Annotated in this window: 21 protein-coding genes; 9 read left to right on the top strand and 12 right to left on the bottom strand. The window is 68.4% G+C overall.

Going from position 1 to position 21,609, the window contains the following annotated elements; all coding sequences use genetic code 11:
• Nucleotides 1–29: 29 nt before the first annotated feature.
• Both rng and AAD027_RS05690 read right to left on the bottom strand, forming a co-directional pair.
• Nucleotides 30–1,517 (bottom strand): ribonuclease G, encoded by a 1,488-nt coding sequence (gene rng, locus AAD027_RS05695; RefSeq protein WP_341725048.1) that lies wholly within the window; start codon nucleotides 1,515–1,517, stop codon nucleotides 30–32.
• 14 nt (nucleotides 1,518–1,531) lie between these two features.
• Nucleotides 1,532–2,128 (bottom strand): Maf family protein, encoded by a 597-nt coding sequence (locus AAD027_RS05690; RefSeq protein WP_341725047.1) that lies wholly within the window; start codon nucleotides 2,126–2,128, stop codon nucleotides 1,532–1,534.
• A gap of 167 nt (nucleotides 2,129–2,295) precedes the next feature.
• On the opposite strand from AAD027_RS05690, the gene AAD027_RS05685 reads away from it, so the two are divergent.
• Together AAD027_RS05685 and AAD027_RS05680 are read left to right on the top strand one after the other, a co-directional pair.
• Nucleotides 2,296–3,036 carry an SIMPL domain-containing protein gene (locus AAD027_RS05685; protein ID WP_341725046.1) on the top strand — a complete coding sequence of 247 codons (741 nt, stop codon included), beginning with the start codon at nucleotides 2,296–2,298 and terminating at the stop codon, nucleotides 3,034–3,036.
• A gap of 226 nt (nucleotides 3,037–3,262) precedes the next feature.
• On the top strand, nucleotides 3,263–3,928 hold the full coding sequence (locus tag AAD027_RS05680; protein ID WP_341725045.1) for an energy transducer TonB: 666 nt from the start codon (nucleotides 3,263–3,265) through the stop codon (nucleotides 3,926–3,928).
• 227 nt (nucleotides 3,929–4,155) lie between these two features.
• Here the strand turns inward: AAD027_RS05680 and rlmH are convergent, their stop codons facing one another.
• From rlmH to leuS, 6 genes are all read right to left on the bottom strand, one after another.
• Nucleotides 4,156–4,626 carry a 23S rRNA (pseudouridine(1915)-N(3))-methyltransferase RlmH gene (gene rlmH / locus AAD027_RS05675; RefSeq protein ID WP_341725044.1) on the bottom strand — a complete coding sequence of 157 codons (471 nt, stop codon included), beginning with the start codon at nucleotides 4,624–4,626 and terminating at the stop codon, nucleotides 4,156–4,158.
• A 263-nt stretch (nucleotides 4,627–4,889) separates the two neighbouring features.
• Entirely contained in the window at nucleotides 4,890–5,306 is a 417-nt protein-coding gene (rsfS, locus tag AAD027_RS05670; RefSeq protein ID WP_341725043.1) for a ribosome silencing factor, read from the bottom strand.
• 31 nt (nucleotides 5,307–5,337) lie between these two features.
• On the bottom strand, nucleotides 5,338–6,054 hold the full coding sequence (gene nadD, locus AAD027_RS05665; RefSeq protein WP_341725042.1) for a nicotinate-nucleotide adenylyltransferase: 717 nt from the start codon (nucleotides 6,052–6,054) through the stop codon (nucleotides 5,338–5,340).
• Between the two features lie 65 nt (nucleotides 6,055–6,119).
• Entirely contained in the window at nucleotides 6,120–7,154 is a 1,035-nt protein-coding gene (holA, locus tag AAD027_RS05660) for a DNA polymerase III subunit delta (protein ID WP_341725041.1), read from the bottom strand.
• A complete protein-coding gene (locus tag AAD027_RS05655) occupies nucleotides 7,154–7,696 on the bottom strand; it encodes an LPS-assembly lipoprotein LptE (protein ID WP_341725040.1) in 543 nt (180 codons plus the stop codon). Before AAD027_RS05655 ends, holA begins: the two co-directional genes overlap by 1 nt.
• A 160-nt stretch (nucleotides 7,697–7,856) precedes the next feature.
• Complete coding sequence (leuS, locus tag AAD027_RS05650) at nucleotides 7,857–10,496, bottom strand: leucine--tRNA ligase (protein ID WP_341725039.1); 2,640 nt, start codon at nucleotides 10,494–10,496, stop codon at nucleotides 7,857–7,859.
• A 110-nt stretch (nucleotides 10,497–10,606) separates the two neighbouring features.
• On the opposite strand from leuS, the gene AAD027_RS05645 reads away from it, so the two are divergent.
• Complete coding sequence (locus tag AAD027_RS05645; protein WP_341725038.1) at nucleotides 10,607–11,917, top strand: metal-dependent hydrolase family protein; 1,311 nt, start codon at nucleotides 10,607–10,609, stop codon at nucleotides 11,915–11,917.
• 196 nt (nucleotides 11,918–12,113) lie between these two features.
• On the opposite strand, the gene AAD027_RS05640 is transcribed toward AAD027_RS05645, so the two are convergent.
• The 3 genes from AAD027_RS05640 to AAD027_RS05630 are packed head-to-tail and all read right to left on the bottom strand — an operon-like array spanning nucleotide 12,114 to nucleotide 13,362.
• A complete protein-coding gene (locus tag AAD027_RS05640) occupies nucleotides 12,114–12,701 on the bottom strand; it encodes a DUF998 domain-containing protein (RefSeq protein WP_341725037.1) in 588 nt (195 codons plus the stop codon).
• The gene (locus tag AAD027_RS05635; RefSeq protein ID WP_341725036.1) at nucleotides 12,698–12,913 is read right to left on the bottom strand and encodes a helix-turn-helix transcriptional regulator; all 216 of its coding nucleotides are present in this window, start codon (nucleotides 12,911–12,913) and stop codon (nucleotides 12,698–12,700) included. Before AAD027_RS05635 ends, AAD027_RS05640 begins: the two co-directional genes overlap by 4 nt.
• The gene (locus AAD027_RS05630) at nucleotides 12,910–13,362 is read right to left on the bottom strand and encodes a hypothetical protein (RefSeq protein WP_341725035.1); all 453 of its coding nucleotides are present in this window, start codon (nucleotides 13,360–13,362) and stop codon (nucleotides 12,910–12,912) included. Before AAD027_RS05630 ends, AAD027_RS05635 begins: the two co-directional genes overlap by 4 nt.
• 295 nt (nucleotides 13,363–13,657) lie before the next feature.
• Between AAD027_RS05630 and trxA the strand changes: the two genes are divergently transcribed.
• Nucleotides 13,658–14,515, top strand: coding sequence for a thioredoxin (trxA, locus tag AAD027_RS05625; RefSeq protein WP_341725034.1), 858 nt, complete (start codon nucleotides 13,658–13,660; stop codon nucleotides 14,513–14,515).
• Nucleotides 14,516–14,564: 49 nt separating this feature from the next.
• A complete protein-coding gene (locus AAD027_RS05620; RefSeq protein WP_341725033.1) occupies nucleotides 14,565–15,029 on the top strand; it encodes a DUF4442 domain-containing protein in 465 nt (154 codons plus the stop codon).
• Here the strand turns inward: AAD027_RS05620 and AAD027_RS05615 are convergent, their stop codons facing one another.
• Nucleotides 15,030–16,367, bottom strand: a complete 1,338-nt coding sequence (locus AAD027_RS05615; RefSeq protein ID WP_341725032.1) for a hypothetical protein — start codon at nucleotides 16,365–16,367, stop codon at nucleotides 15,030–15,032.
• A 93-nt stretch (nucleotides 16,368–16,460) separates the two neighbouring features.
• Here AAD027_RS05615 and AAD027_RS05610 point away from each other — a divergent pair, with 93 nt between their 5' ends.
• The 4 genes from AAD027_RS05610 to AAD027_RS05595 all read left to right on the top strand — a co-directional run bounded on the left by AAD027_RS05610 (nucleotide 16,461) and on the right by AAD027_RS05595 (nucleotide 21,608).
• Nucleotides 16,461–17,132, top strand: coding sequence for a DUF502 domain-containing protein (locus AAD027_RS05610; protein WP_341725031.1), 672 nt, complete (start codon nucleotides 16,461–16,463; stop codon nucleotides 17,130–17,132).
• A 4-nt stretch (nucleotides 17,133–17,136) separates the two neighbouring features.
• Nucleotides 17,137–17,913 (top strand): queuosine precursor transporter, encoded by a 777-nt coding sequence (locus AAD027_RS05605; protein ID WP_341725030.1) that lies wholly within the window; start codon nucleotides 17,137–17,139, stop codon nucleotides 17,911–17,913.
• 381 nt (nucleotides 17,914–18,294) lie between these two features.
• Complete coding sequence (locus AAD027_RS05600) at nucleotides 18,295–19,899, top strand: FecR domain-containing protein (protein ID WP_341725029.1); 1,605 nt, start codon at nucleotides 18,295–18,297, stop codon at nucleotides 19,897–19,899.
• Nucleotides 19,896–21,608 (top strand): CHASE2 domain-containing protein, encoded by a 1,713-nt coding sequence (locus AAD027_RS05595; RefSeq protein WP_341725028.1) that lies wholly within the window; start codon nucleotides 19,896–19,898, stop codon nucleotides 21,606–21,608. The genes AAD027_RS05600 and AAD027_RS05595 overlap by 4 nt, the downstream gene beginning before the upstream one ends.
• Nucleotide 21,609 lies beyond the last annotated feature (1 nt).

The following is a 21,609-nucleotide window of genomic DNA, read 5'->3' as shown; positions in this document are numbered from 1 at the left end:
TCCCGAATCCCGTCTCCCGAATTCCCGTTTCAGAGCAGTACCACATCGAACTGCTCCTGCAGGTACTGGTCGTCCGCCTGGAAGCGGATCGACTTGCCCAGGAATTCCTCCAGTTCCGCCACCGCCGACGATTCCTCGTCGGTGATGCGCGCCACCACCTTCGCCGACGCGATCACCAGCAGCCGCGCCGCGTCGAACTGGCGCACCGCGCGGGTGATCTCGCGGAAGATCTCGTAGGTCACCGTCTCGGCGGTCTTGATGCTGCCGCGCCCGCCGCATTCCGGGCACGGCTCGGACAGCTGGCGCTCCAGGCTTTCCACCGTGCGCTTGCGGGTCATCTCCACCAGCCCCAGCGGCGAGAACTCGTACACCGTGGTCTTGGCGTGGTCGCGGGCGAGCGCCTTTTCCAGCGTGCGCAGCACCTGGCGGCGATGCTCGGGATCGTCCATGTCGATGAAGTCGATGATGATGATGCCGCCCAGGTTGCGCAGCCGCAGCTGGCGCGCCACCGCCTGCGCCGCTTCCAGGTTGGTGCGGTAGACGGTTTCCTCCAGGTTGCGCTGGCCCAGGAAGGAACCGGTGTTGACGTCGATGGTGGTCATCGCCTCGGTCTGGTCGATGACCAGGTAGCCGCCGGATTTCAGCGGCACCTGCTTGTCCAGCGCGCGGCCGATCTCGTCCTCCACGCCGTAGAGGTCGAAGATGGGGCGGTCGCCGGTGTACAGCTCGATGCGCTCGGCCAGCACCGGCATGTAGCGCGCCACGAACGCCTGCAGGCGCTCGTAGGTTTCGCGCGAATCCACCTTCACCTTCTCCACGTCCTTGCGGATCAGGTCGCGCACGGCGCGCAGCGGCAGGCTGAGGTCTTCGTACAGGATGCTGCAGGTGGGCAGCTCGCGGCTGCGCCTCTCGACGATGTTCCAGACCCGCGACAGGTAGGCCAGGTCCTCGGCCAGCGCCTCGGCCGGCTGGCCCTCGGCATTGGTGCGGATGATGTAGCCATGCCCGCCATGCTGCGCGGACAGCTCGGTGACCACGGACTTCAGGCGCTGGCGTTCGGCTTCGTCCTCGATGCGCGCGGACACGCCGACGACCCTGGATTGCGGCAGCAGCACCAGGTAGCGCGAGGGAATGCTGATCTGCGTGGTCAGGCGGGCGCCCTTGCTGCCGATGGGGTCCTTGACCACCTGCACCACGATGTCCTGCCCGTCGCGCAGCAGGTCCATGATCGGCATGGCCGGCGGGGTCGGCAGGGGTGCGTCTTCGCCCTCGGTGATGGCGGCGGGCGCGGCGCGCACGATGTCGTTGGCGTGCAGGAACGCCGCGCGGTCCAGCCCCACCTCGACGAAAGCCGCCTGCATGCCGGGCATCACCCGCTGCACCTTGCCCTTGTAGATGTTGCCCACCACGCCACGGCGCCAGCCGCGCTCGATGTGCAGTTCCTGCAGCATGCCGTTCTCGACCACAGCCACGCGGGTTTCGCGCGGGGTGACATTCACCAGGATCTCTTCGGACATCGGGGTTCCGTCCCTCAGGCGGCCGCGATCGCGGCGGGTGCAGGTGCGTGGATGCCGAACTCGCGCAGCAACTTCGCCGTCTCGTACAGCGGCAACCCCATCACGGCCGAATAACTGCCGGCCAGGCGGGTCACGAACTGTTCGGCGCGGCCCTGGATGCCGTACGCGCCGGCCTTGCCCATGGCTTCGCCGCTGGCGACGTAGGCTGCGATGTCGTCGTCGCCCAGTTCGGCGAAACTCACCTCGGTGGCCACCAGCGCCTGCGCTTCGCGTTCGGCGTTGACCACCGACACCGCCGAGACGGCCAGGTGGGTGCGGCCGGACAGCCGGCGCAGCATGGCGGCGGCATCGGTTTCGTCCCGTGGCTTGCCGAACACTTCGTCGTCCAGCACCACCTCGGTGTCGGCGCCCAGCACCACCGCGCCGGGGCTGGCCACGACCTTCAGCAGGCCGGCGCCGGCCTTCTCGCGCGCCACCCGGCGCACGTATTCCACGGCGGCTTCGCCGGGCTGGCGGTGCTCGGGGATGTCCAGGTCGATACGGCCGAACGATAGCCCCAGGCGGGTCAGCAGTTCGGCGCGGCGGGGGGATTGGGAGGCGAGATAGAGCATCCGTCGAAGGATAACCCGCGCCGCCTGACTGAATGCTCCTTGATCATGGCTGGTGTCCCATAACCCTGCACGGGATCACGGCGCGTTCATGTCATCGTGAACACCCTTCCCGTCCAAGATGACCGGGTGCGCCACGCCCCGACCCCGTGCTACCACAAGGAGACGCCATGCACCTGCCCCTGATCCGCCCCCTGCTGCTCGCCCTGACCCTGTCCCTGGGAACCACCGCCACCATGACCACACACGCCCAGACCGCCCCCGCCTACGCCGTGCCCGCCGACGGCACCCTGTTGAACGTGTCGGCCCAGGCCGAGGCCTCGCGCGTGCCGGACGTGGCCGCCATCTCGGCCGGCGTGGTCACCCAGGCCGCCGACGGCAACGCCGCCATGCGCCAGAACGCCGAGCAGATGGCCCGGGTGGTGGCCGCCATCAAGGCCGCCGGCATCGCCGACAAGGACGTGCAGACCAGCGGCATCAGCCTGAACCCGCAGTACCGCTACGTCGAGAACGAAGCGCCGAGGATCACCGGTTACCAGGCCAGCAACAACGTCAACCTGAAGGTCCGCGACATCGCCAAGCTGGGCAAGGTGCTGGACGCGCTGGCCTCGGTGGGCGCCAACCAGATCAACGGCCCCAGCTTCGAGATCGACCAGCCCGAGCCGGTCTACGACGAGGCCCGCCTGGCCGCGCTGAAGAAGGCCCAGGCCCGTGCCGAGACCTACGCCAAGGCGCTGGGCCTGAAAGTGCGCCGCATCGTCAGCATCTCCGAGGGCGGCGGCAACTTCCGTCCGGTGCCGATGATGGCCATGCGTGCGCAGGCCATGGACAAGATGGAATCCACCCCGGTCTCGCCGGGCGAAACCACGCTGTCGGTGAACCTGGACGTGGTGTTCGAGCTGGGCAGGTAAGCCACCCATCACTCCCGCTCCACGGAACGGCGTCCTGCGGGACGCCGTTTTCGTTACGGGTCGGGTTACGCCGTCTGTCACACCAGCCTACGCCGATGGTCGAATCCCACCCCTCTTGCGGCCACCGTGCGCCGGAGTACAGTCTGGGCTTGCGGCGCGGGGGCGTTTGCAACCCCATTCCCCGCGGCCGAGCGTTGTTCCGTTCACAGCCCTCAGGAGGTGGATCATGGTTCGCGCACTACCCTTCCGTCCCGATTCCCGCATCGACTTCGGCCGCGTGGCGGCCATCGCCGCCGCCATCGCCCTGCACGCCGCCGCCCTGCTGATGCTGCTGATGCCGATGGCGGCACCGCCCATCGCCGCGGTCGCCAAGCCCAAACCCATCGTCCAGTGGTACGACAAGGAAGTGATCAAGCCCGAGGTCGTCCCTGTCGTCGAGGAACGCAAGATCACGCCGGTCCGCGAAACACCGAAGGTGGTGCAGACCCGGCCGACCATCGCACCGCCCGTCGCGGAAACACAGGTGATCGTCGATGGCGGCACCGAGGCGGTGATCGAAACCCCGGCGGAAAGCACGGGCGACGTGGCAGGCCCCGCCATCACCACGGGCCCGATCGCTTCCGCCTCGCTGGAATACGTGAAGGCATCCGCGCCCCGTTACCCCATCGCCGAGATCCGCAACGGCGTGCAGGGCACGGTGATGCTGCGCGTACTGGTGGACACCGACGGCACGCCGATCGACGTGCAGATCGAAAAGAGCAGCGGCAACCGCAACCTGGACAAGGAAGCCCGCCAGCACGTGCTGCGCACCTGGCGCTTCAAGCCCGCCCTGCGCGACGGCGTGCCGGTACAGGCCTACGGCCTGGTGCCGATCGACTTCAGCTTGCAGTAACGGCCCAAAGGCACAGCTCGAAGCCCGCCGCCATGGCGGGCTTCTTCGTTCGGCCGCACGCTGTAGGAGCGACGTCAGTCGCGACCGACCACCAGCATGTCGTTAGCCACGGATCGACACGGAATGCGCGGATGAAGCGAAGGTGTGTCGTCCGCGCTCGTTCGCAGCAACGGGTTTCTTGTCTCGTGCGGTCGCGACTGACGTCGCTCCTACAGGGCGCTTCACCATCACGCGCGATGGTAGGGATGGTTCGCCAGCATCGCGGCGGCGCGGTAGACCTGCTCGGCCACCACCAGCCGCACCAGCATGTGCGGCAGGGTCAGCGGACTGAGCGACCATTTCTCGTGCGCGGCGGCCACGACGTCCGGGGCATGGCCCTCTGGGCCGCCGATCAGCAGCGCGATGTCGCGGCCCAGCGTGCGCCAGTGTTGCAGCCGTTGCGCGAGCTGCTCGGACGAATACGGCTTGCCGGTGACTTCCAGCGCCACGATGTGCGCGCTCTTCGGCAACGCCGCCAGCACGCGCTTGCCTTCGTCCTCGATGGCGCGCTGCGGATCGCGGCCCTTGCCGCGCAGACCCGGCTCGATCTCCACCAGTTCCAGCGGCAGCCAGTGCGACAGGCGCTTCTGGTATTCGGCGAAGCCCTGCGCCACCCAGGCGGGCGCGCGTTCGCCGGTGGCGATGAGTCGGCATTTCATGCGTCGATGATAGCGGCCCGCCGCGCCGTGCGCCGATGCACCGCGCCCGGCTGAAAGCCGGTAAGTCGTGCGCCGCGCGCACGGGCAAGTCGGCGGCTTTGCCGCCTGCAAGTCAGGAGCAACGGCGCTTCTCCTTACCCTTTGCAGGCGGCGAAGCCGCCGACTTGCCTCTTATCCCTTACTGCTCTGACTTGCAGGCCGCGCGGCAACCGACTTCGCCCCAGGGCGCTGTCGCGTGCATCGATTCGGCAGAACCGGCGCCTTCAGAGCTGCGATTCGTCCGCCGTCTCGACGTCGCTCGGCGGCTGGTCGCCCACCGTCCACAGGCGCTCCAGCGCGTAGAACTCGCGCACGCGCGGCAGCATGATGTGGACGATCACATCGCCCAGGTCCACCAGCACCCATTCGGCCTCGCGCTCGCCTTCCACGCCCAGCGGCATCACGTCCAGTTTCTTGGCGAACTTGACCACCTCGTCGGCGATCGACTTGACATGGCGGGTGGAGGTCCCCGAGGCGATCACCAGGTAGTCGGAGACGCTGGACTTGCCGCGCACATCGATCTCGACGACATCCTTGGCTTTCAGTTCCTGCACCGCGGCATGCACCGTGGCGAGCAGGTCCGGCAGGGCCGGCGGGGGGCTGGGGAGGCGGGTCTTGATGACTTGGGCTTGGCTGGACAAAGGTTTGCGGGCTCCGGGAGTACGGTCGAGATTATAGCGGACCGGGATCGGTGGCCCGTGACAAGTACAGCCTTTCGTCGGTTATGGCGGCTGCGACCGCCGGCGGCACCAGGTGCCGCCAGGGCCGGCCGGCGGCGATGCGAAGGCGGATATCGGTGGCCGATTCCGGCTGCAACGGCTGGCGCAGGCGGAACACGCGGCCCGCCGGAGCATCGGACAGGGCCATGGGCGATGGCGCCCAGCGCGCCGCCAGCTCCGTCGCCAGGATGTCCGGCAGGTCTGCGTCCAGCGGGCTGCCGGTGCGTTCGGCGACGACGAAATGGGCCAGGCCGAACAGCGCGCGCCACTCCCGCCACGTCGGCAGACCGATCAGGCTGTCGGCGCCGATCAGCAGGGCGATGGGGGCGTCCTGGCCGAGTTCGGCACGCAGTTCGCGCAGGGTGTCGACGGTGTAGGAGCGGCTGTCCGGCTCGCGTTCGGCGCGGCGCAGTTCGCGGCGGTCCACGGACAGTCCCGCTTCGTCCTGCACGGCCAGATCGAGCAGGTGCGCCCGCTGGCGCGCATCCGCACCCGGCGGCGCCCGGTGCGGCGGATCGGCGGCGGGCATCAGCCGCACCGGCACGCCAAGTTCGTCGCGCGCGGCGCGCGCGATGGCGAGATGACCGTCGTGGACCGGGTCGAAGGTGCCGCCGTAATAGAGGCGGAGCAGGGAATGCGGAGTGGGGAGTGGGGAATGGGAAGAATCCATGGCTTCGGACACCGTCCGCACTCCGCTTTTCCGATTCCCCATTCCCGACTCCCGATTCCCGGCCGTCACGCCACCAGCAACCGCACCGCCTTGGCGTCGGCGATGGCCAGCAGCAGGCGTTCCATCGCCACCCAGGCGTCGCCGTCGCCGCGGCCCTTGGCGATGCGGTCGATCTTCGAGGCCTCGGCGACGAAGCGGTCCCAGCGCGCGGGCGAGGCATGCCGTTGCAGCGCGCGCTTGAAGGGCGCCTGCTTGGCTTCCCAGATGCCCTGCGCCTTCATCTCGGCGCCCAGGTTGCCGCCGTTGGCCTGCACGCGGGCCAGTGCGGCGGTGCGCAGCAGTTCCTTCACCACCATCGGCATCAGGCCGGCGACCACGTCGCCTTCGGCGCGCAGGCCGGCGATGATGCGCGACACCTGCGCGCCCTGCCCGGCCAGCACCGCGTCGGTCAGGCGGAACACGTCGTAGCGCGCGGCGTTGGCGACCAGCGACTCCATGCGCTCCAGGTCCAGCGTGCCGCCGTCGGACAGCAGCGCCAGCTTGTCGATTTCCTGCGCGGCGGCCAGCAGGTTGCCTTCCACACGGTCGGCCAGCAGTTGCACGGCGTCGCGATCGGCGCGCACGCCCTTGCTGCGCAGGCGGCTTTCGATCCAGCCGGGCAACTCGTGCGGCTTGATCGCCCAGGCCACGGCGACCACGCCGACGCGGGCGATGGCATCGCTCCACTTGCCCTGATAGGCCTTGCCCCATTCGCCAGCGGTGATCAGCAGCACCACGTCCGGCGGCGGGTTGGCACAGAAGGCGGTGATGACCTCGGCACCATCCTTGCCCGGCTTACCGCCCGGCAGGCGCACTTCCACCAGCCGGCGCGCACTGAACAGGCTGGGCGCGTTGAATGCGGCATCGAGCGTGTCCCAGTCGAAATCGCGGCCGTCGGCATCGAAGACTTCACGCTCGCCGATGCCCTGCGCCCGCGCCTGCGCGCGCACCGCGTCGGCGGCTTCCAGCACGCGCAGGGTTTCCGGCCCGGCGATCAGGTAGACCGGATGCAGCGGTTCGGACGCGCCGCGCGCGGCCAGCTGTTCCGGCTTGAGTTCCATCAGCGTGCCGGGTTGACCTGGCCGGAACGCACCACGCCGTCCACGCGGCGCAGGATGGAGGCGGCCATTTCCCGGCGCAGTTCGTCGGCCAGCACTTCGCGCTCGGTGGTGGTGCCGGTGGCGTTGTCGGGCTGGGACACGTAGTCGCGCGACAGTTCCACCACCTGCCGCGGAACCAGGTCGGTGCCATCGGCCTTCTTGAACACGAACACCACCGCATAGCGCAGGTTGTACTCCTGTGCGCGGCCCACGGCGTCGATGGCGATCGGCAGATCGCCCCAGCGCTCGGAAACGATCTGCAAGGTCGCAATCGGCTCCTTGCTGGTGGACCGCTCTTCGCCGATGCCGGTATCCAGCGTGGCGCCCGCCGCCTGGAGACCGCGTGCGACGCTGGTCGCCAGCTCGCTGTAGGAGGAACCGGACGCAGTCACCCGCACGGGACCCAGGTCGGCGGGCAAGGCGATCTTGCTGCGCAGGTGGAAGCCGCAACCGGACAGGACGATCAGGGCGATGGCGAGGACAGGCAGGCGGAATCGTGTCATGTGGGAAGTCTGGACGAGCCCGTCATGGGCGGCAATAGCCTAGCCGGACCGGAGGTGAACGCCGGGGCAAGACCCGGTGGGAGCGGCCGCCGGCCGCGAGTGCCTTCCTGCAAATCCGGGGCGAAGAGCTCGCGGCCGGAGGCCGCTCCTACAATTCAGGTCAGCCCGCCACGATGTTGATGATCTTGCCCGGCACGATGATGACCTTGCGGATCGTGCTGCCTTCCAGGAACTTGGCGGTGTTGGGTTCGGCCTTGGCCAGCGACTCGATCAGGTCGCGCGGCGCATCGGCCGCGACCTCGATGGTGCCGCGCAGCTTGCCGTTCACCTGCACCGCCAGCGTCACCGAATCGCGCACCATCGCATCCGGATCGGCCTGCGGGAACGGCACGTCCTCCAGCAGCGTCTCCTCATGGCCCAGCGCCTGCCACAGCGCGTGGCTGGCGTGCGGGGTGATGGGGTTGAGCAGCAGCACCGCCGCTTCCAGCGCTTCCTGGCGCACGGCGCGGCCCTGCGCGCTGGCGTCGTCGAACTTGCCCAGCGCGTTGGACAGTTCCATCACCGCGGCGATGGCGGTGTTGAAGCTGTGGCGCTTGCCGTAGTCGTTGCCGACCTTGTCGATGGTCTCGTGGGTCTTGCGGCGCAGCGCCTTCTGATCGGCATCGAGCGCAGCCACCTCCAGCGCCGGCACCGCGGTGCCGTCGACGACGTGCTTGTGCACCTGCGTCCACAGACGGCGCAGGAAGCGCGCCATGCCTTCCACGCCTGCCTCGTTCCATTCCAGCGACTGTTCCGGCGGCGCGGCGAACATCGAGAACAGGCGCACGGTGTCGGCGCCGAACTTCTCCACCATCGTCTGCGGGTCCACGCCGTTGTTTTTCGACTTGGACATCTTCTCGACCGGGCCGAGCTTCACCGGCTGGCCGTCGGCCTTCAGCATGGCGCCGACCATGCGCGCCTTGTCGTCGCGCTGGATCTCCACGTCGGCCGGGTTGATCCAGTCCTTCGAACCGTCCGCGTTGTCGCGGTAGAACGTCTCGGCGATCACCATGCCCTGGGTCAGCAGGTTGGTCGCCGGTTCGTCGCTGTCCACCAGCCGCGCGTCGCGCAGCAGCTTGTGGTAGAAGCGGAAGTACATCAGGTGCAGGATGGCGTGCTCGATGCCGCCGATGTACTGGTCCACCGGCAGCCAGTAGTTGCCGCGCTTGTCCACCATGTCCTTCGCGCCGGGCGAGGTGTAGCGCGCGTAGTACCAGCTGGACTCCATGAAGGTGTCGAAGGTGTCGGTCTCGCGCTCGGCCGCACCGCCGCATTCCGGGCAGGTGGTCTTGCGCCATTCGGCGTCGGCCTTGATCGGCGACTTCACGCCGTCCAGGGTCACGTCTTCCGGCAGCACCACCGGCAGTTGCGAATCCGGCACCGGCACCGCGCCGCACTTGGCGCAGTAGATGACCGGAATCGGGCAACCCCAGTAGCGCTGGCGGCTGACCCCCCAGTCGCGCAGGCGGTAGTTGACCCGGCGCTGGCCCTGGCCCTTGCGTTCGAAACGCTCGGCCAGCGCCTCGAAGGCGCCGCGGTAGTCCAGCCCGTCGAACTCGCCCGAATTGACCAGTTCCAGGTCGTCGCGGGCCTTGTCGCCGTACCAGTCGCGCCAGGTGTCGGGGTCGTAGGTCTTTTCTTCCTCGTTGCGCGGCGACTTCAGCGCGATGACCTGCTGGATCGGCAGCGAATACTTATGCGCGAACTCGAAGTCGCGCTGGTCGTGGCCCGGCACCGCCATCACCGCGCCGGTGCCGTAGCCCATCAGCACGAAATTGGCGACCCACACCGGCACCTTCTCGCCGGTGACCGGATGCACGGCCTTCAGGCCGGTGTCCATGCCGCGCTTTTCCTGCGTTTCCAGTTCGGCCTCGGACACGCCGCCGTGCTTGAGTTCTTCCAGGAACGCGGCCAGCGCCGGGTTGGACGCCGCCGCCTTCAGCGCCAGCGGGTGTTCGCCGGCGATCGACACGAAGGTCACGCCCATCAGCGTGTCCGGCCGCGTGGTGAACACGTTCAGCACGTCGCTGCCGCCTTCGACGGCGAAGGCGATCTCCAGGCCTTCGGAGCGGCCGATCCAGTTGCGCTGCATGGTCTTGACCGATTCCGGCCAGCCTTCCAGCGTATCCAGGCCGTCCAGCAGTTCCTGCGCGTAGTCGGTGATGCGCAGGAACCACTGCGGGATCTCGCGCTTCTCCACCAGCGCGCCGCTGCGCCAGCCGCGGCCGTCGATGACCTGCTCGTTGGCCAGCACGGTCTGGTCCACCGGGTCCCAGTTCACCACCGAATTCTTGCGGTAGGCCAGGCCCTTGCGCAGCAGGCGGGTGAACATGCGCTGCTCGTGCACGTAGTACTCGGGCCTGCAGGTGGCGAACTCGCGCGACCAGTCGATGGCGTAGCCCAGCGACTTCAGCTGGCTGCGCATGTGCTCGATGTTGGCGTAGGTCCACTTGGCCGGTGCGGTCTTGTTCTTGATCGCCGCGTTCTCGGCCGGCAGGCCGAACGCGTCCCAGCCCATCGGCTGCAGCACGTTGTGGCCGGTCATGCGCTTGTAGCGGCTGATCACGTCGCCGATGGTGTAGTTGCGCACATGGCCCATGTGCAGCGCGCCGGATGGGTACGGCAGCATCGACAGGCAATAGAACTTGGGCTTGTCGGACTGCTCGTCGACCTCGAAGGCGCGGCGGTCCTCCCAGAAGGCCTGGGCATGGGACTCGACGGATTTCGGATCGTAGGGGATGGGTTCGGCGGCAGTGGACATGGCGAAAGCGTGCGGACGCGGCTACGGCAAAGCCTTAAAGGGTACCGCAGCGCACCATGGGCCGCCATGCCACGGGTTAGGATGGCCCGGTCGAAACCCGGGGAACCCGCATGCCGCCACGCTTGATCGCCGTCGCCTTCGCCAGTCTGACCGCCCTTCCCGTCCATGCCGCCGAGCCGGCCGCGCCCGCCACTCAGGCCCTGCATTGCGGCAAGCTGTTCGATGCCCGCAGCGGCCGGGTCCTGGGCGAACACACCGTAGTGGTGCGCGACGGTCGGATCGCCGAGGTGTTGCCCGGCCGGGTCAAGCTGGCCGACGCCGAGTCCATCGTCCTGTCCGACCGCACCTGCCTGCCCGGCTGGACCGACCTGCACGTGCACCTGGGCAGCGAATCCAGCCCGCAGAGCTATTCCGAAGGCTTCCGGCTGGACCCGGTGGACTACGCCTACCGCTCGGTCGGCTACGCCGAGAAGACCCTGATGGCCGGCTTCACCAGCGTCCGCGACCTGGGCGGCGAAGTCAGCCCGCACCTGCGCGATGCGGTCAACCAGGGCCTGGTGAAGGGCCCGCGCATCTTCGCCGCCGGCAAGTCCATCGCCACCACCGGCGGCCATGCCGACCCCACCAACGGCTACAACGACCGCCTGTCGCACCTGATCGGTCCGCCCGGCCCCACCGAGGGCGTCATCAACTCGCTCGACGACGCCCGCCAGGCCGTGCGCCAGCGCTACAAGGAAGGCAGCGACGTCATCAAGATCACCGCCACCGGCGGCGTGCTGAGCTACGCAAAATCCGGCGACGCACCGCAGTTCACCGTCGAGGAGGTCAAGGCCATCGTCGATACCGCCAACGACTACGGCTACAAGGTGGCCGCGCACGCGCACGGCACCGAGGGCATGAAGCGCGCCATCCTGGGCGGCGTGACCAGCATCGAGCACGGCACCTACATGACCGATGAGGTCATGCGGCTGATGAAGCAGCACGGCACCTGGTACGTGCCGACCATCTACGCCGGCCGCTTCGTCGCCGACAAGGCGAAGATAGACGGCTACTTCCCCGCCGTGGTCCGCCCCAAGGCGGCGCGGATCGGCGCGCAGATCCAGGAAACCGCAGCCAAGGCCTACCGCAACGGCGTGAAGATCGCCTTCGGCACCGACATGGGCGTGGGCCCGCACGGCGACAACGCCCGGGAGTTCCTCTACATGGTGGAAGCCGGCATCCCGGCCAGCGTCGCCCTGCAGGCCGCCACCATCCGCGCCGCCGAAGTGCTGGGCGTGGACGACCAGGGCATGCTGGAAGCCGGCAAACGCGCCGACATCATCGCCATGCCCGGCGATCCGGTCGCCGACATCGACGCCGTGCTGGGCGTCGACTTCGTGATGAAGGACGGCAAGGTCTACCGGCTGCCGCGCCTCGATTAGCCCTGCCCGATGATCGCGATGATGGGCGCCCCGCAGCGCGCCCGACTGTGGAGCGGCCGGCCTTGGGCGTACCTCATGACGCCCGGTCGGGGCTGAAGCCCCTCCTACAGGGATGGCTGGACTGCAGGAGGGCTTCAGCCCCGACCGGAGATTCCGGTGAGGCATGACTCCGCCCGCCTCCCCAGCAGGCGCCGCGCTACCGCGATCCCCGCGCCGCGACACACAGCCAGCCCAGCCATGCCGCATAGCCCAGCCGCTGTGCGGCGCCGGCAGGCATCAGTTCCACTGCCAGCAGAGCCACGAACAGCACCAGCAGCGCGGCGACCACGCTGGCCCACGCCAGCAGGCGCCATCCTCCGCGTCCACGCAGACCTGCAGCGAGCAACAGCGCGCCCGGCACGAACGCCACCCACCACAGCATCCACGCGGTCGCATGCAGGCTGCTGGCGTTGTTGTGCAGGTCCGACGGATCCAGCGGCAGCAACCCGAGCGCGATGAACCCCAGCGCCGCCAGGAACGCCAGTTGCGACCCCACGCGCATCGGCCAACCCGCATCGCGCGGCAGACGCTGGCGCAAGTCCATCGCCACCACGCCGGCCAGCATGCCCGGCACCACGAAGGCGACCAGGTTGAACGCCAGGGCATGGGGAATGCCTTTCGCACCCAGCACGGCGACCGGATGGAGCGCGTGCGAATAGCCTTGCAGCGACAGGCCGAAGACGACCAGTGCGGCGATGAACAACACCGCGGCGGCGATGCCGGCATGCGGCAGCCAGCGTTTCATTTCGCTTCCCAACGGAACACCTCTTCCACGCCCACGCCAAAGGTCCGCGCAATGCGGAACGCCAGTTCCAGTGAGGGTGCGTAGCGCCCCGCCTCCAGCGCTATGATAGTTTGCCGCGTCACCCCGCACGCATCCGCCAGCGCCTGCTGCGTCATCTCGCCCCGCTCGAAGCGCAGGCGGCGGATGTCGTTGGTGATGGGGGTGCCGGTCATCGGCGGTCGCGCCAATAGTGAACCACTCCCACCAGCGAGTGAATGACCAAAGAAGCAAACATCAGGAACATCAGCCCGCTTCCCAGCCAAGCCGGCGATCTTGATCGCCAGAAGACGTCGTAACCCTCCAGTCCCAGCGTCGCGCAGACGACGATCATCAGCGCCAGGGACATATATCCGGCATTGGCGCGCCTTGCCTCTATCGACCTGTCGCGCTCGTCGGCGAGCGGAGACGCATCGCGCCGCTTGATGAAGTACGCGGCCAGCAGGAACAGGATCATCAGGCGCGCGGCCGTCGATGCCGTATCCGGGTCGGGTCCCTCGATCGGGAGCACGGATACCGGGAAGAGATGAACCGCCAGATAGAAACATCCCGCCAGCGACACGGCCAATCCAAGCCGTGCCAACTTTTCCTGTTTGCTCAACGATACGGCTCCTTCGCTTTCCATCACACCCTCCTGTCCGTCCAGTCCATCACCATCGTGGCCGCGTACTCGCACAACCATCCTCCATTCAGGACAAGGACCAGCAGGTTGGCGATGTGAAGACGAACAGCACTACGGCGGTGCCGGCATTGCCCAAGGCTGGGACCGCCATGCCGTAGCACCATGGTGTCACCTTCAACGGACTCTATGTCCGTTATAGATTACATTCGACGCAAGTGATGTCAAACACTTTTTACATCACCTTGTATCCTGCCTCGCACGACACCATCTCAGCGCCAAACCTGAACCCGGGACCCCCATGAGCGATCTGCCCCACGTTTTCGACGCCACCACCGAGACTTTCGAGGCCGAGGTCCTGCAGAAATCCCTGCAGGTGCCGGTGCTGGTGGATTTCTGGGCGACGTGGTGCGGGCCGTGCAAGACGCTGGGGCCGCTCCTGGAAAAGCTGGCCGGCGAATACAACGGCGCCTTCGAGCTGGCCAAGGTGGACGTGGACAAGGAGCAGGAGATCGCGGCTGCGTTCCAGATCCGCTCGGTGCCGACCGTGTTCCTGGTCAAGGGCGGGCAACTGGTGGACGGCTTCCCCGGCGCGCTGCCGGAGGGCCAGTTGCGCGAATTCCTGAAGCAGCACGGCATCGAGCCGGCCGAAGCCGCCGAGGAGGACGTGGCCGACGCCGCTCCCGTCGACCCGCATGCGCAGGTGCTGGCGCTGCGCCATGCCGTGGAAGCCGAACCGGACAAGGCCGAACTGAAGCTCGACCTGGCCCTGGCGCTGCTCAAGATCGGCGCCGCCGCCGAAGCCGAGACATTGCTGGACGGCCTGCCGGCCAACCTCGCCACCGACGACCGTGCGGTCAGCGCGCGTGCGCGGCTGGGCTTTTCGACCGCGTTGAAGGACGCACCGCCGGTCGAGGTGCTGCAGGCCGCCATCGCGGCCAACGCCGACGACCTGCGCGCGCGCCACCTGCTGGGCGTGCACCACCTGGTGGCGGGCGAATCGGAAGCCGCGCTGGAACAGTTCCTGGAGATGCTCAGGCGCGACCGCGCGTTCGGGGACGGACTGGCGCGCAAGAGCCTGATCGATGCGTTCCGGGTGATCGAGGATGAGGCGCTGGTGGGCCAGTACCGCCGGAAGATGTCGTCGCTGCTGTTCTGATCCGCGGCGCGCAGCACGCCTTCCCTTCTCCTGCCCGAAACCGCACCGAATGAAACCCAGCACCCTGCGCCACGTCTTCAACCTGTGGCCGCCTTTCCTGTTCTCCGGCATCCACGTCACCGAGATGGCCAACGACTGGAGCTTCGCGCGCGTCGAACTGCGCATGCGGCCCTGGAACCGCAACTACGTGGGCACGCACTTCGGCGGCAGCCTGTTCGCGATGACCGACCCGTTCTGGATGATCCTGGCCAAGGAACGCCTGGGGCGCGACTACTACGTGTGGGACAAGGCCGGCGAGATCGAGTTCGTGAAGCCCGGCAAGGGCACGGTGCACGCCGAATTCCGCCTGGACGACGTGGTGCTCGATGAGATCCGCGCCGAAGCCGCCGACGGTCAGAAGCACCTGCGCTGGATGCCGGTGGACGTGTTCAACGCGCGGAACGAAGTCGTCGCCCGCGTGCGCAAGCAGATCTACGTGCGCCTCAAGCCGGAAGCGCGCGGGCCGGCCGGCTGATCAGGGCAGCGGCTCGCCGGCCATCCAGCCCGGCACCGGCAACTGCCACGCGTCGCCGTTGGATCGTTCGTACATCGCGATCGCCAGCGTCCTGCCGTCCTTGCCGACGCGGATGTCGCGACTGGCGCGCTTCAACGCTTCCGGCCGCGACGCCAGCCGCTCCGCGAGCGAGCCCTTGTCGGCCGCGTGGTCGCGCAACCACAACCAGCTGGCGACCAGTTGCTGGCGCGCTTCGGCATCCTGCAGCCGCAGGCCATAGTCGGTGTACGCAGGGGCCTGGATATCCGTCAGGATGCAACCGATGGCGTTGGACGCGCAGCGCAGGGACCAGCGCGATGGCGGTGGCCCGGGACGATGCAGCGGCCGGTCCGTGCCGATCAATCCACGCGCTTCCTCGCCACAGAACCAGGTGAAATCCGGCGCGACGCGTGCCGCGGTCCTCTCGACATCGAACAGGAGGCCCGCGCTCCATCGCGGTTCGATCTGTCCCTGGCCCAGGGAACGAAAGCTGCCCGTGGCGAACCGCCCTTCCCCGATCATCGTCGGACAGATGCCCGCCGCCATGGCGCCGTCGGGTCTGAACACGCGCCCGCATCCGGCCGGAACGGGGTGATCGGCGGGCAGCTCCGCCAGCATCTCCACGAAGAGACGGCTCGCTCCCTTCATCATCGCGGCGCCGATCATGCTGCCGATGAGAGTATCGCCGCTGGCGATTAGCTTGCGAGCGATCGAGGCATCGCGGCAGACGCCCTCCAGCGCCAGCGCGGCGTCGCCGCGCACGAACGCATGCGCATGCACCGACAGGTTGTGCGTCAGCCACTGGTAGGCGGGGATCGGCATGTCGAAGCGCGGCGTGAACGGACTGCGGAAGTAGTCGTACGCATCCAGCGCCGCCACGCGCGAGGCGATCTTCCCACGCTGTTCGATCCGGGCTTCGTACTCCGGCAACGACGCACGCACCTTGTCCAGGCAACCGGTCTCGTTGGACCGGCACTCGAGCGTGGAGTCCGCAAGCCCCTCGTCCAGCCGTGGCAGCGAATCCAGTACGGGCGTGAAGACCGCCGAATCGTCGCCGCCATCCGGGACCGGCGTGGCGGCGAAGCGGGCGGCCTCCCGCTCCAGCAAATCCTCCGCCTGCTCCATCGGCACGTCGTAGGCGAGCAGCCACACGGCGGCGAATCCGTTCCTGCCGGGCAGCGGGTCGGGCGCATCCAGCATCGCCAGCGCGGCGGCCTCCCGCTCCGGAACCGGCATCGACCGGCTCACCGCGTAAAGCAGCGCGACCGACACCACCAGGCCGAAAACGACGATCCCGCCCCACTTGAACACCCTGCCCATTCCATTCCCCCCGACGCCAGTGTCCTATCCCAATAGCATCAACAGGCCCTATGGCTATACAGCCCGATGCCCGCGTAACCCTACAATACCGGCATGCCCCCCGACTCCCACGCCCCCCGCCCCTCCCTGCAGAAGCTGTTCCTGACCGGCCTGCTGACCCTGCTGCCGATCTGGCTGACGTGGGTGGTGATCAAATTCGTCTTCGTGCTGCTGTCCGGCATCAGCAAGCCATGGGTGGAGCCGTTGTCGCACCAGATCGCGGCCAGCTTCCCGCAATCCATGGGCTGGTTCAACGGCGTGTGGGTGCAGAACACCATCGCGATGATCGCCACGCTGTTCGTGATCCTGGCGGTCGGCGCGCTGACCCGGCGCGTGATCGGGCAGCGGCTGCTGGGCTGGTTCGAGAAGCTGGTCGCGCGCATCCCGCTGGCCAACGTGATCTATACCAGTGCGCGCAAGCTGCTGGACATCCTGCAGACCCAGCCCGGCAGCACCCAGCGCGTGGTGCTGATCGATTTCCCGCACCGGGACATGAAGTCGGTCGGCCTGGTGACGCGGGTGATGCGCGAGGAAGGCACCGGCCGCGAACTGGCCGCGGTCTACGTGCCCACCACGCCCAACCCGACCTCCGGCTACCTGGAGATCGTGCCCGTGGAACTGCTGACGCCCACCGACTGGACGGTGGACCAGGCCATGAGCTTCATCATCTCCGGTGGCGCGGTGGCGCCGGAGGCGATGCCGTTCACCCGCGCCGGAGATCGCTGACCGCATGCCCGTGGGCCGCACGCTGGACGATCGCGCGGTCAAGCTGTTCATCGCGCTGGCCGCGTTCTTCTGCGTCAACGCGGTGCTGGCTGAGTTCATCGGCGTCAAGATCTTCGCGCTGGAAGACACCCTGGGCATCGCGCCGCTGGAGTGGAACCTGTTCGGCCGGAGCGGTTCGCTGAACTTCACCGTCGGCACGCTGCTGTGGCCGTTCGTCTTCATCCTGACCGACACCATCAACGAGTTCTTCGGCAAGCGCGGCGTGCGCTTCATCTCGTGGCTGGCGGTGGCGCTGATCGTGTTCGGCTTCGTGTTCGCCTTCCTCGCCATCGCCGCGGCGCCGGCCCGCTGGTGGGTGACGGCCGCGCAGGACCAGGGCGTGCCGGACTACCAGGCCGCGTTCGCGGCGATCTTCGGCCAGGGCATGTGGTCCATCGTCGGTTCCATCATCGCCTTCCTGATCGGCCAGCTGATCGACGTGTCGGTGTTCCACCGCATCCGCAACGCCACCGGCGAGCGCTGGGTGTGGCTGCGCGCCACCGGTTCCACCGCCGTTTCGCAGCTGGTGGACAGTTTCGTGGTGATCTGGATCGCCTTCGTGCTGGGGCCGCAGAAGTGGCCGACCTCGCTGTTCCTGGCGGTCAGTTCGGTCAACTACGCCTACAAGATGCTGGCGGCCGTCGCGCTGATCCCGCTGCTGTACCTGATGCGCCACGGCATCCGCCGCTACCTGGGCGAAGCCCGCGAGCGCGAACTGCGGGCGGAAGCCGCCGCGGATTGAGATCGCGCGGACGCGTTGCCCTTCCACGCCGGCACAGGGACGGGGATGCGGACATCGGCCGAGGCGGTCCGGCCCGGGTTTGTAGTCACATTAAACGGGCCATGGGGACGAGGCGGGCGCATCGACTCCCCGAAGCCCCGCCCCTCCCTGGCCCGGCCCGCCCGTGGGGCGTGCCCGCGCCCATCTCCCGACCGGCCGTCATGCGCTTGCACCCGTCCGGATGCAGAATGCCGGCGGGGAGGTGTGGGACGTCCACGCAATCCATTGCCGCAACCGGCCATTTCCCGGGCCGTCCTCCCCTATAATTGTGACCGCTGCAACATTTTCCACCAGGGGGATCACTTGAAGGACGTCGGTTCTATCCAGCGGGCCGGGAAGCGCGTGGCGTTGCTCATCGCACTGTGGATCGCCTGCCTGCCCGCCTTTGCCGAGGACTGGGCCTATCGCGTGCGGCCCGGCGACACCATCTGGGACCTGGCCGGCGAATACCTCAAGCCCGACGTGCCGTGGCAGCGGCTGCAGGAATACAACCGCATCACCAACCCCTACCAGCTGCCGCCGGGCTCCACCTTGCGCATCCCGTTGGCCTGGCTGAACCGCCAGCCGGCGCGGGCCAAGGTCGTCGCGGTGCGCGGCGATGCGGTCGCAACGGACAAGGGCCAGAATGCGCCGATCACGGCGGGCATGTCGCTGGGTACCGGCGCCGTGTTGAAGACATCGCCCGAAGCCTCGCTCAGCCTGCAGTTCGCCGATGGCTCGCGGCTGATGCTGCTGGGCGACAGCGAACTGCTGCTCGACCGCCTGACCCGCTTCGGCCGCTCCGGCATGGCCGACACCCGCCTGCGCCTGCAACGGGGCCGCATCAGCAACGAAGTGCGCCCCACCCGCGGTCCGGCGGCCTCCTTCATCGTCGACACGCCCAGCGCATCGTCCGCCGTGCGCGGCACGCAGTTCCGGGTGGAGTCCAGCCAGGCCGTCACCTACACCGAAGTGCTGGAAGGCCGTGTGGCCGTCAGCTCGCCGCGCAACAGCGCGCTGGTGAAACGCGGCTACGGCACCGTGGTCGCCGCCGGACAGGCCGCCATCAAGCCGGTCGCCCTGCTGCCGGCACCGGACCTGTCCCGCGTGGCGCCCACGCATGTCCGCGCGCAGCCCGAGCTGGCCTGGCCCGCGGTGGAAAACGCCCGGCAGTATCGCGTGCAGGTGGCCGACAACCGTCGGTTCGACACCCTGCTGGCCGACCTCGAGACCGCCACGCCCACCGTTGCGCTGCCGACACTGGAGGAAGGCGCCTACTTCCTGCGCGTGCGCGCCGTCGACGCCGATGGGCTGGAAGGCCTGGACGCCGTGGTCCCGTTCCGCATCGAAGGCCAGCCGGAACCGCCGTACACCATCGCGCCCACCGAGGCCGCCGTGGTGCGCACGTCGGCGGTGCGCTTCCAATGGACGAAGGCCCCGGCGGCCACCGGCTACCAGTACGAGATCGCCGGCGACGGCGATTTCACCGCGCCGGTGGCGCAGGCCACGACGAAGGACAGGACGTCCGCCGAGATCGCCTTGCCACCCGGCGAGTACGCCTGGCGCATCCGCAGCGTGGATGCCGGCGGCAAGGCCGGCCCCTACAGCGACGCCCTGGCCTTCACCGTGCGCCCCCTGGCCGAAGTCACCGACATCGACAGCAGCGCCGCCGGCCAGAGCCGGCGCGACGTGACCTTCCGCTGGCCCGCCGGCCAGCCGGGGCAGCGCTACCGTTTCCAGATGTCGCGCACCGCCGACTTCAAGGAGCCGCAGATCGACCGGACGGTCGATACCGCCGAGATCACCCTGCCCCGCCTGCGGACCGGCACCTGGTACCTGCGCGCGCAGACCATCGACGTGGACGGCTTCGAAGGCCCGATGCCGCCGCCGCAGATCGTGGAAGTGCCTTGCCGCCTGTGCAAGATTGGCATCGGCGCCGGCGCCTTGCTCATACTGCTGGCCTTGTGAGTACTCCTTCGCCCGTACCCAAGTTCAAGACCCGCCTGCTGACGGCGGTGGGCGCGGCCGCGCTGGTCGTGCTGGTCACGCTGTCGGGCCTGACCCGCAATGCGGACGCCTGGGTCTACGACGTGCTGGTGCGCAGCGCCGCCCCCGCCGCCGACGGACGCATCGTGGTGGTGGACATCGACCAGAAGAGCCTGGCCGAACTGGGCCGCTGGCCCTGGTCGCGGCGCCTGCATGCGCAGCTGATCGACCGCCTGCACCTGGCCGGGGTCAAGGGCGTGGCATTCAACGTGCTGCTGTCCGAACCGGCGCTGTTCGATCCGGAAGGCGATGCGCTGCTGGCGCGCGCCCTGGGCCGCAGCGGACGCGTGGTGCTGCCGGTACTGGCCGAACAGGTGCAGCTCAACGGTCCCAGCGTGGAGCTGATGCCGATCCCCGAGTTCGCCGCCTCCGCCGCGTCGCTGGGGCATTCGGAAATGATGCTGGACGACGACGGCGTGGCGCGCAGCGTGTTCCTGCGCGCCGGGCTGGGCTCGCCGCACTGGCCGGCGCTGGCGTTGGCGTTGCACCAGTTGGACACCCCGCCCGGCGGCACGCCCGAGCTGCCGGGACGGCGGATGGCTTCCATCGACAAGGACGCCTCTCCCTACCAGTGGGTGCGCGACCATCAGGTGCTGATCCCCTATGCCGATCCGCCGAATGCCTTCCGCCATGTGTCCTACACCGATGTGCTGAACCAGCGCATCCCGCCGACGATGCTGCGCGGCCACTGGGCGATCGTGGGCATGAATGCCACCGGCGTGGGCACCGAGGCCAAGGTGCCCGGCCATTCGGCCAACGCGCGCATCAGCGGCGCGGACTACCAGGCCAACCTGTTGAACATGCTGTTGAAGGACGCCGCCATCACGCCCATGCGGGAAGGCGGGCAGGCGCTGCTGTCCATGCTGATCGTGATGCTGCCATTGCTGCTGTGCAGTCTGCCCGGCCTGCAGCGCATGTGGCGGCCCACGGTGCTGACGATGGGACTGGCGAGCCTGCTGTCGGTACTGCTGCTACGCTTCGCGCACCTGTGGTTTTCACCAGTGCCGGTCCTGCTGGTGCTGGCCCTGGCCGCCAGCCTGTGGCTCTACCGGCTGCTGCGGCGCACGCACAAGCAAGCGCAATCGGATGCGCTGACGGGCCTGGCCAACCGCAACCGCTTCGACCATGCGCTGGACCAGGAACTGCGCGTCGCGCGGCGCACGGGCCAGCCGCTGTCGCTGCTGGTGATGGACATCGACCACTTCAAGCAGCTCAACGACACCCAGGGCCATGCCGCCGGCGATGCCGCGCTGAAGGCATTGGCGCGCGTGCTGCGCAGCCGCGCGCGCAGGCCGCGCGACCTGGTGGCGCGGTTGGGCGGCGACGAGTTCGCGGTGCTGCTGCCGGAAACCTCCGCGCAGGCCGCCGCCACCATCGCCACCACCATCCACGTGGACCTGGCCAACCTCGCCACCCGGCCGCATGGCGCCAGTGTGGCCGCGGTGCCGGCGTTCACCACCAGCATCGGCATCCATACCACGCAGCCAACCGGCGACGAGCTGGGCCCGGAAGACGTCTTCGACCGCGCCGACGCCGCGCTGTACCGGGCCAAGCAGGCCGGCCGCAACCGCAGCTTCAGCCATACCGGCGAGCACGAGCCGATGGGGGCCGTGGCGGGCCGGGTCGGATAGA

The sequence above is a fragment of the Pseudoxanthomonas putridarboris genome, from assembly GCF_038321125.1.
GTDB classification, from domain to species: Bacteria; Pseudomonadota; Gammaproteobacteria; order Xanthomonadales; family Xanthomonadaceae; genus Pseudoxanthomonas_A; species Pseudoxanthomonas_A putridarboris.
The sequence above is the reverse complement of the archived record's forward strand: the minus strand, read 5'-3'. Positions and strand labels throughout refer to the sequence as shown.

Coding starts and splice junctions, on each gene's coding strand:
- AAD027_RS05645 (WP_341725038.1), top strand. CDS start 10,607: ATGCCGCCACGCTTGATCGCCGTCGCCTTCGCCAGTCTGACCGCCCTT.
- nadD (WP_341725042.1), bottom strand. CDS start 6,054: ATGGATTCTTCCCATTCCCCACTCCCCACTCCGCATTCCCTGCTCCGC.
- AAD027_RS05680 (WP_341725045.1), top strand. CDS start 3,263: ATGGTTCGCGCACTACCCTTCCGTCCCGATTCCCGCATCGACTTCGGC.
- AAD027_RS05690 (WP_341725047.1), bottom strand. CDS start 2,128: ATGCTCTATCTCGCCTCCCAATCCCCCCGCCGCGCCGAACTGCTGACC.
- leuS (WP_341725039.1), bottom strand. CDS start 10,496: ATGTCCACTGCCGCCGAACCCATCCCCTACGATCCGAAATCCGTCGAG.
- AAD027_RS05685 (WP_341725046.1), top strand. CDS start 2,296: ATGCACCTGCCCCTGATCCGCCCCCTGCTGCTCGCCCTGACCCTGTCC.
- trxA (WP_341725034.1), top strand. CDS start 13,658: ATGAGCGATCTGCCCCACGTTTTCGACGCCACCACCGAGACTTTCGAG.
- AAD027_RS05615 (WP_341725032.1), bottom strand. CDS start 16,367: ATGGGCAGGGTGTTCAAGTGGGGCGGGATCGTCGTTTTCGGCCTGGTG.
- AAD027_RS05655 (WP_341725040.1), bottom strand. CDS start 7,696: ATGACACGATTCCGCCTGCCTGTCCTCGCCATCGCCCTGATCGTCCTG.
- rlmH (WP_341725044.1), bottom strand. CDS start 4,626: ATGAAATGCCGACTCATCGCCACCGGCGAACGCGCGCCCGCCTGGGTG.
- AAD027_RS05610 (WP_341725031.1), top strand. CDS start 16,461: ATGCCCCCCGACTCCCACGCCCCCCGCCCCTCCCTGCAGAAGCTGTTC.
- AAD027_RS05605 (WP_341725030.1), top strand. CDS start 17,137: ATGCCCGTGGGCCGCACGCTGGACGATCGCGCGGTCAAGCTGTTCATC.
- holA (WP_341725041.1), bottom strand. CDS start 7,154: ATGGAACTCAAGCCGGAACAGCTGGCCGCGCGCGGCGCGTCCGAACCG.
- AAD027_RS05635 (WP_341725036.1), bottom strand. CDS start 12,913: ATGACCGGCACCCCCATCACCAACGACATCCGCCGCCTGCGCTTCGAG.
- AAD027_RS05630 (WP_341725035.1), bottom strand. CDS start 13,362: ATGGAAAGCGAAGGAGCCGTATCGTTGAGCAAACAGGAAAAGTTGGCA.
- AAD027_RS05620 (WP_341725033.1), top strand. CDS start 14,565: ATGAAACCCAGCACCCTGCGCCACGTCTTCAACCTGTGGCCGCCTTTC.
- AAD027_RS05640 (WP_341725037.1), bottom strand. CDS start 12,701: ATGAAACGCTGGCTGCCGCATGCCGGCATCGCCGCCGCGGTGTTGTTC.
- rng (WP_341725048.1), bottom strand. CDS start 1,517: ATGTCCGAAGAGATCCTGGTGAATGTCACCCCGCGCGAAACCCGCGTG.